Raw genomic sequence first — 8,227 nt, forward strand, 5'->3', positions numbered from 1 at the left:
CGGGGACGTCAAGGGTCAAACACGTGCCGCCTCGTCTATGTGATGTATTATTCAACAGAATGCTTGATAGGGATAATCGTTCGTTGCTATGCTATCTATCGCCATGAACTATCGTGGCGACGGAGGATGAATAATGAATATTCGTGATCTTGAATACCTGGTAGCGTTAGCTGAGCATCGCCATTTTCGCCGCGCGGCAGACTCCTGCCATGTCAGCCAGCCAACGCTGAGCGGTCAGATCCGCAAGCTGGAAGATGAGCTGGGCGTGATGCTGCTGGAGCGCACCAGTCGTAAAGTACTGTTCACGCAGGCAGGTCTGCTGCTGGTGGATCAGGCGCGCACCGTACTGCGCGAGGTCAAAGTGCTCAAGGAAATGGCAAGCCAGCAGGGGGAAGCGATGTCCGGCCCGCTGCATATTGGCCTGATCCCAACCGTTGGCCCGTACCTGTTGCCGCAAATCATTCCGATGCTGCACCAGACGTTCCCGAAACTCGAAATGTACCTGCATGAAGCGCAAACCCATCAGCTGCTGGCGCAGTTAGACAGCGGTAAGCTCGACTGTGCGATTCTGGCGCTCGTTAAAGAGAGTGAAGCGTTTATTGAAGTACCGCTGTTCGATGAGCCGATGATGCTGGCGATTTATGAAGATCACCCGTGGGCGAACCGCGATCGCGTACCGATGGCCGATCTGGCCGGTGAAAAACTGCTGATGCTGGAAGACGGCCACTGTCTGCGCGATCAGGCGATGGGCTTCTGCTTCGAAGCGGGTGCCGATGAAGATACCCATTTCCGCGCAACCAGCCTGGAAACGCTGCGTAATATGGTGGCGGCGGGAAGCGGTATTACGCTGTTGCCGGCGCTGGCCGTGCCGCACGAGCGTAAACGTGATGGCGTGGTCTATCTGCCGTGTATTAAGCCGGAGCCGCGTCGCACCATTGGTCTGGTTTATCGTCCGGGGTCACCGCTGCGCAGCCGCTATGAGCAGCTGGCAGAGGCCATCCGCGGTGCGATGGATGGCCATTTTGACAGCGCGTTAAAACAGGCGGTTTAAGCCGTTCAGCGCAGCGACCCGATAAGCTTCCGCCATGGTCGGGTAGTTAAAGGTGGTGTTAACGAAGTACTCAATGGTGTTGCCACCACCTTTTTGCTCCATGATCGCCTGGCCGATATGAATGATTTCCGCCGCGCGTTCACCGAAGCAGTGAATACCGAGGATCTCTTTCGTCTCGCGATGGAACAGGATCTTCAGTGTACCCACGCTCATTCCCACGATTTGCGCCCGCGCCAGATGTTTAAACTGGGCACGACCCACCTCGTAAGGCACCTTCATGGCCGTAAGCTGCTGCTCGGTTTTGCCGACAGAACTGATTTCCGGAATGGTGTAGATCCCCGTCGGGATATCTTCAATCAGATGCGCCGTCGCTTCACCTTTCACCAGCGCCTGTGCGGCGATGCGGCCCTGATCGTAAGCGGCGGAGGCCAGGCTTGGGTAACCAATCACGTCGCCCACCGCGTAAACGTGCGGCAGCGCAGTCTGGTACATGCTGTTGACCTTGAGCTGACCGCGGCTGTCGGTTTCAAGCCCGATATTCTCCAGCTGCAATGAATCCGTGTTGCCGGTACGGCCGTTGGCATACAGCAGGCAGTCGGCTTTCAGCTTCTTACCGGATTTCAGGTGCATGATCACACCGTCATCGCAGCCCTCAATCTTCTCGTACTCTTCGTTGTGGCGAATCACCACGCCACTGTTCCAGAAGTGGTAGGAGAGGGAATCTGACATCTCCTGATCGAGGAACGCCAACAGCCGGTCGCGGGTGTTGATCAAATCAACTTTGACCTCCATTCCGCGGAAGATCGACGCATATTCACAGCCAATCACCCCCGCACCATAAATGATCACATGGCGTGGCTCGTGGTGCAGGCTGAGGATGGAGTCGCTGTCGTAAATGCGCGGGTGCGAGAAATCCACGTCTGCCGGATGGTAAGGACGGGAGCCGCAGGCGATCACAAATTTTTCAGCGGTGAGCGTCTCAACCGAACCGTCGTGGCACTCCAGCGCCAGGGTGTGTTCATCCACAAAATGCGCGTTCCCTTGCAGAATTTCACAGTGGTTGCGCTCATAGAAACCCTGACGCATGCGCGTCTGCTGGTTAATGACCGTGTCTGCGTGATTCAGGATATCGGCAAAGGAGGAGCGAAGAAGTCGGGAGTGGTCGCTGTAAAGAGGGTTCTGGTTAAATTCGATAATGCGGCTAACGGCGTGGCGGAGGGCTTTCGAAGGGATGGTGCCCCAGTGGGTGCAACCGCCGCCGACATTATGGTAGCGCTCAATAACCGCTACTCTGGCTCCCTGTTTTACCAGACCCATAGCAGCACCTTCGCCGCCGGGGCCGGAACCAATAACTATTGCGTCGTAATCGTAGGAATGTGGCATGGCAAGGCTTACCTGTTCTTATACATAAAAGCAACAGAATCATAACATCATTGCCAGGGTAACCCAATTATCGTTGTGCTTTTTTCGGGCAGTGGAGCACAAACCGCGCGTAAACAATCATTCACAAAGTCAGGTAAACAGATTAATTTTATTCTCTGGTATAGTGCCAACGGGCCTTTGGAAGGATTCAACTATCGTGATGGGCGTAAGAGCACAACAAAAAGAGAAAACCCGGCGTTCGCTGGTGGAAGCCGCATTCAGTCAACTGAGTGCTGAGCGGAGTTTTGCCAGTTTGAGCCTGCGTGAAGTGGCGCGCGAGGCCGGGATTGCGCCAACGTCCTTCTATCGTCATTTCCGTGATGTGGATGAACTGGGCCTGACCATGGTCGACGAGAGCGGTTTGATGCTGCGCCAGCTTATGCGTCAGGCGCGTCAGCGTATCGCCAAGGGCGGCAGCGTGATCCGCACTTCCGTGTCGACATTTATGGAATTTATCGGCAATAACCCTAACGCGTTTCGCCTGCTGTTGCGTGAGCGTTCCGGAACGTCAGCCGCGTTTCGTGCCGCCGTCGCGCGTGAAATTCAGCATTTCATCGCGGAACTTGCCGACTATCTTGAACTCGAAAACCATATGCCGCGTGCGTTTACTGAAGCACAGGCTGAGGCGATGGTGACGATTGTGTTCAGCGCGGGTGCTGAAGCGCTGGATGTCAGCATTGAACAACGTAAGCAACTCGAAGAGCGACTGGTATTGCAGCTGCGGATGATTTCTAAAGGCGCGTACTACTGGTATCGCCGTGAACAAGAGAAGTTGGCACATCAAAACGATGAGTGAAGGTGAGTAATGAAACAGTCAGGTCAGGATAAAGGAACGCTGTTGCTGGCATTGATCGCTGGCTTATCCATTAATGGTACGTTTGCGGCGGTTTTCAGCTCAATTGTACCGTTCTCGATTTTCCCGATTATCGCGCTGGTGCTGACGGTGTACTGCCTGCATCAACGTTATCTGAACCGCACGATGCCAGTTGGGTTACCGGGACTGGCCGCAGCCTGTTTTATTCTGGGTGTATTGCTTTATAGCACGGTGGTGCGCGCGGAGTATCCGGATATTGGCTCTAACTTCCTGCCTGCGGTACTGTCTGTGGCGCTGGTGTTCTGGATTGGCTCTCGCATGCGTAGCCGCAAGAGCGAGTTGCCAGAGTAATGAGGTCTGAGTAGGGCAGGTAAGCGAAGCGCCACCTGCCAAAAACGCCGGCTAGTTACTTCGCCGTGAGCAGTACACCGCACTCCATATGGTGCGTATACGGGAACTGATCGAACAGCGCCAGACGTTCAACCTTGTGCGTCTGGCTTAATGTTTCCAGATTCTTGCACAGCGTCTCCGGGTTACAGGAGATGTACAAAATACGCGGGTACGCCTGCACCATCTTCTCGGTTTCGCTGTCCAGCCCGCTGCGCGGCGGATCGACAAAAATTGTCTCACACTGGTAGCTCTTCAAATCAATCCCTTGCAGGCGGTTAAACTCGCGTACGCCGTTCATCGCCTGGGTAAACTCTTCTGCCGCCATACGAATAATTTGTACGTTATCAATATGGTTAGCGGCGATGTTGTACTGCGCGGCTGCCACCGACGGTTTGGCGATTTCCGTCGCCAGCACGCGTTCGAAGTTACGCGCCAGCGCCAGCGAGAAGTTGCCGTTACCGCAGTAGAGTTCCAGCAGATCGCCCTTAGACCCTTCCGTCGCCTTCAACGCCCACTCCAGCATCTGCACGTTCATGGCGGCATTCGGCTGGGTGAAGCTGTTCTCCACCTGACGGTAAACCATCTCTTTTCCTGCCACCGGCAGACGCTCGTCGATGTAATCCTGGTCCAGCATGATTTTGGTTTTGGTCGCGCGGCCAATCAGGTGCACGTTGATATTCTGCGCGCGCAGCGCATCGCGCAGGGCTTCTGCCTGCTCGCGCCACTCGTCGGTCAGTGCTTTGTGATAGAGCAGAGAAACAATGGCCTGATTGCTTTGGGTGGTCAGGTAGTCAATCTGGAACAGCTTGTTGCGCAGTACCGGATTGTTGCGCACACCGTCGATCATCAGCGTCATCAGCTGGTTGATGAGCTCACTCGCCGCCGGAAAACTGTCTACGCGAATACGGGATTTCGTCTGCTGATCGAAAATGATGTGGTACAGGTCATCGCCATCGTGCCAGATGCGGAACTCAGCGCGCATACGGTAGTGGCTGACCGGAGAACGAAACACCTCGGGAACCGGCGCGTTGAAAGGCGTCATCATACTTTGCAGGCGGACAACTTTTTCTGCCAGCTGTGCGTCGTACTGTTCTGTCGGGAGGTGTTCGGGGGTCATGATGCGTCCTGAGTGATAAAGAATTACGCGGGGATTGTAGGGATTGTGCAGTGGATGTCCAGATTTAATGGCTAATAGCTATCTGGACATCTATACGTGTCTAATTGTAGCATTCTGTTTCCGGTCTCCTGAGAGTGAAAAGGGAATCCAGTGCAAATCTGGAGCTGACGCGCAGCGGTAAAGACTGGCGGGATGAGAGTTGTAGACACTGTGAAAATGGGAAGTCTTCATCCGTATAACGCCACCCAGCCCGAAGACCTGCCGGGATCACGTCGCATTTGGTTTCATCATCGCGTGCTATCGGTGAGGCCTGCGGCATCCTTCTTATATTGTGGATGCTTTAACAATGATTAAAAAAGTATCGCTGTTGACGGTGTTTTCCGTCACGGCATTTTCGGGCTGGGCGCAGGAAAGCGCCGACTCGTTGGTGGTGACAGCAAACCGTTTCGAACAACCAGCAAAAACCGTTCTGGCTCCGACCTCCGTCGTGACCCGTGAGGATATTGAACGCTGGCAGGCAACGAGTGTTGTGGAAATCATGTCACGCCTGCCGGGTGTGGACATCGCACAAAGCGGCGGGATGGGGTCGACCTCTTCAACGTTTATTCGCGGTACGGAATCCCGCCATGTTCTGGTACTGATTGATGGTATCCCTCTGAATAATGCCGGGATCAGCAACGTTCCCGATTTAAGCCAAATTCCGACGTCGCTGATTCAGCGTATTGAGTACATTCGCGGCCCACGTTCGGCGCTGTATGGCTCCGACGCGATTGGCGGTGTGATTAACATCATTACCGGGCGCGACAAGCCGGGTGCGGAAATTTCTGCGGGTGTCGGTTCAAAGGGGTATCAAAACTATAACGGTGCCTTCCAGCAGGTGTTCGATAAAACCAAAATCACCATGGCCGGTGATTATACCTATACCCGTGGTTTTGATATTGCCGCAAAAGATGCCCCGCGCCAGCCAGACCGCGATGGTTTTATGAGTAAATCGCTGTTTGGCTCGGTGGAGCAGCAGTTTACCGACAGCGTCAGCGGATTCGTCCGTGGCTTTGGCTACGATAACCGCTCCGCGTATGACGGTTACGATCACTATGGCGCGAACGGCATTGATGGGCGGCCGGACACGCGTCAGGTTTACAGCCAGAACTGGGACACCGGGTTGCGCTATAACCAGGGTATTTTCCAGTCACAGCTGGTGGCAGGGTATGGCCGTAGCAAAGATCAGAACTATGATCCGAAAAAAGGCCGCTACGCTGACTCCGCAACCATGGATGACGTGAAGCAGTACACCACCCAGTGGCTGAATACGGTTGAAGTGGGGCACGGCAATATCGGCGCGGGTCTGGACTGGCAGAAGCAGAAAACCCAGGCGGGTACGGGCTATCTGGAAAAAGGTTACGAACAACGTAATACCGGCGTGTTCCTTTCGGCGATGCAGCAGTTCAACAGCGTGACGCTGGAAGCGGCGGCGCGTAATGACGATAACTCTAACTTTGGCAATCATGCCACCTGGCAGACCAGCGCCGCATGGGAGTTCATCGACGGGTATCGCATCATCGGTTCTTACGGCACAGCGTATAAAGCGCCGACCATGAGCCAGATCCACAGTAAGGATTACGGCAATCCGGACCTGAAGCCAGAAGAGAGTAAGCAGTGGGAAGGTGGTTTTGAAGGCCTGACGGGGCCGGTAAACTGGCGCGTGACGGGTTATCGTAATGATATTGATAACCTGATTAACAGCGACCCGCGGACCTACCGTTATTACAACGTGGATGAGGCTCGCATCAAAGGGATTGAGGTGACGGCGCAGTTCGATACCGGACCGGTAGGGCACCAAATTTCCTATGACTACGTTGACCCGCGCAATGTGAAAACCAACGAAGTCCTGGCACGTCGCTCAAAGCAGCAGGTTAAGTATCAGCTTGACTGGCAGGTGTGGGATCTCGACTGGAATCTGGCGTACCGTTATCTGGGCACTCGCTATGACGTTGCCGTTGATCCGAATACCTATGCAACAGAACGCGTGAAAATGGGCGGCGTCAGCCTGTGGGACGTCGCGGTTTCATATCCCGTCACCTCTCATCTCACAGTTCGTGGTAAAATAGCCAACCTGTTCGATAAAGATTACGAGACAGTTTATGGCTACCAAACTGCAGGACGGGAATACACCTTGTCTGGCAGCTACACCTTCTGATCCGCGTCCCACCGTGCTGGTGTTTGATTCCGGCGTCGGTGGGCTTTCGGTCTATGATGAGATTCGGCAGCTCCTGCCGGATCTCCATTACATCTACGCCTTCGATAACGTCGCGTTCCCGTATGGGGAAAAGAGTGAAGACTTTATTGTTGAGCGTGTGGTTGAAATCGTCACCGCGGTACAAAAGCGCTACCCCCTGGCGCTGGCGGTCATTGCCTGTAATACGGCAAGCACGGTCTCTCTTCCTGCCCTGCGCGAAAAATTCCCGTTCCCGGTTGTGGGCGTTGTTCCGGCAATCAAACCTGCTGCGCGTCTGACGGCGAACGGCATCGTGGGTTTGCTGGCGACGCGTGGTACGGTAAAACGTCCTTATACGCGCGAGCTTATTGAGCGCTTTGCCAATGAATGCCAGATCGCCATGCTCGGTTCCGCGGAGCTGGTGGAAATGGCGGAAGCGAAGCTGCACGGCGAGACGGTCTCGCTTGAAGAGCTGCGCCGCATTCTGCGTCCATGGCTGCGGATGCAGGAACCCCCGGATACGGTTGTTCTTGGATGTACCCATTTCCCGCTATTACAGGAAGAGCTGTTAAAGGTCCTGCCTGAAGGAACCCGGCTGGTGGATTCCGGTGCGGCGATTGCGCGTCGGACGGCCTGGTTGCTGGAACACGAGGCGCCGGATGCGAAATCCGCTGATGCGAACATCGCTTTTTGTATGGCGATAACAAAAGAAACTGAACAACTTTTGCCCGTTTTACGTCGTTATGGCTTTGAAACGCTCGAAAAACTGGCGCTGTAGCACGGTTTTGAGCAAAAAAGAGACGGTTGAACGTTTTTTTTCAAAGAGGGGTTGTCAACGTCTGAGAACTCCCTATAATGCGCCTCCACTGACACGGAACAACGGCTTGCAAGCCGCCGGGACAGCGGGGTTCAGAGATGAACGCCAACAGAGAAAAGTGAAAATAATTGCTTGACTCTGAATGAGGAAAACGTAATATACGGGACCTCGCAACGATGTGCTGAAAGCCGCGTTGCAACTGCTCTTTAACAATTTATCAGACAATCTGTGTGGGCACTCAAAGTGACATGGATTCTTAACGTCCTCGGACGAAAAATGAATACCAAGTCTCAACGAGTGAACACGTAATTCATTACGAAGTTTAATTCATTGAGCATCAAACTTTTAAATTGAAGAGTTTGATCATGGCTCAGATTGAACGCTGGCGGCAGGCCTAACAC

At 54.1% G+C, this 8,227-nt stretch carries 7 protein-coding genes and 1 riboswitch; of the genes, 5 read left to right on the forward strand and 2 right to left on the reverse strand.

The annotated features are described in order from the left end of the window. Nucleotides 1-133: 133 nt before the first annotated feature. A complete protein-coding gene (oxyR, locus tag DD606_RS18280; RefSeq protein WP_003862055.1) occupies nt 134-1,051 on the forward strand; it encodes a DNA-binding transcriptional regulator OxyR in 918 nt (305 codons plus the stop codon). Here oxyR and sthA read toward each other — a convergent pair. Beyond that, nucleotides 1,034-2,434 (reverse strand): Si-specific NAD(P)(+) transhydrogenase, encoded by a 1,401-nt coding sequence (gene sthA, locus DD606_RS18285; protein WP_003862057.1) that lies wholly within the window; start codon nt 2,432-2,434, stop codon nt 1,034-1,036. The genes oxyR and sthA overlap by 18 nt on opposite strands. A 196-nt stretch (nt 2,435-2,630) precedes the next feature. Between sthA and fabR the strand changes: the two genes are divergently transcribed. Together fabR and DD606_RS18295 are read left to right on the forward strand one after the other, a co-directional pair. Beyond that, nucleotides 2,631-3,269 carry an HTH-type transcriptional repressor FabR gene (fabR, locus tag DD606_RS18290; protein ID WP_003862059.1) on the forward strand — a complete coding sequence of 213 codons (639 nt, stop codon included), beginning with the start codon at nt 2,631-2,633 and terminating at the stop codon, nt 3,267-3,269. Nucleotides 3,270-3,278: 9 nt separating this feature from the next. Next, nucleotides 3,279-3,638, forward strand: a complete 360-nt coding sequence (locus tag DD606_RS18295; RefSeq protein ID WP_003862061.1) for a YijD family membrane protein — start codon at nt 3,279-3,281, stop codon at nt 3,636-3,638. 55 nt (nt 3,639-3,693) lie between these two features. Here the strand turns inward: DD606_RS18295 and trmA are convergent, their stop codons facing one another. Next, on the reverse strand, nt 3,694-4,794 hold the full coding sequence (trmA, locus tag DD606_RS18300; RefSeq protein ID WP_045343489.1) for a tRNA (uridine(54)-C5)-methyltransferase TrmA: 1,101 nt from the start codon (nt 4,792-4,794) through the stop codon (nt 3,694-3,696). A gap of 104 nt (nt 4,795-4,898) precedes the next feature. Beyond that, nucleotides 4,899-5,075, forward strand: a riboswitch (cobalamin riboswitch). Between the two features lie 65 nt (nt 5,076-5,140). On the opposite strand from trmA, the gene btuB reads away from it, so the two are divergent. Together btuB and murI are read left to right on the forward strand one after the other, a co-directional pair. Then, a complete protein-coding gene (gene btuB / locus DD606_RS18305; protein ID WP_045350743.1) occupies nt 5,141-6,991 on the forward strand; it encodes a TonB-dependent vitamin B12 receptor BtuB in 1,851 nt (616 codons plus the stop codon). Next, nucleotides 6,936-7,787 (forward strand): glutamate racemase, encoded by an 852-nt coding sequence (murI, locus tag DD606_RS18310; RefSeq protein WP_003862067.1) that lies wholly within the window; start codon nt 6,936-6,938, stop codon nt 7,785-7,787. The genes btuB and murI overlap by 56 nt, the downstream gene beginning before the upstream one ends. Nucleotides 7,788-8,227: the final 440 nt, after the last annotated feature.

Source organism: Enterobacter cloacae complex sp. GF14B (genome assembly GCF_004136805.1).
GTDB lineage: Bacteria > Pseudomonadota > Gammaproteobacteria > Enterobacterales > Enterobacteriaceae > Enterobacter > Enterobacter hormaechei_C.

Coding starts and splice junctions, on each gene's coding strand:
- btuB (WP_045350743.1), top strand. CDS start 5,141: ATGATTAAAAAAGTATCGCTGTTGACGGTGTTTTCCGTCACGGCATTT.
- oxyR (WP_003862055.1), top strand. CDS start 134: ATGAATATTCGTGATCTTGAATACCTGGTAGCGTTAGCTGAGCATCGC.
- murI (WP_003862067.1), top strand. CDS start 6,936: ATGGCTACCAAACTGCAGGACGGGAATACACCTTGTCTGGCAGCTACA.
- sthA (WP_003862057.1), bottom strand. CDS start 2,434: ATGCCACATTCCTACGATTACGACGCAATAGTTATTGGTTCCGGCCCC.
- trmA (WP_045343489.1), bottom strand. CDS start 4,794: ATGACCCCCGAACACCTCCCGACAGAACAGTACGACGCACAGCTGGCA.
- DD606_RS18295 (WP_003862061.1), top strand. CDS start 3,279: ATGAAACAGTCAGGTCAGGATAAAGGAACGCTGTTGCTGGCATTGATC.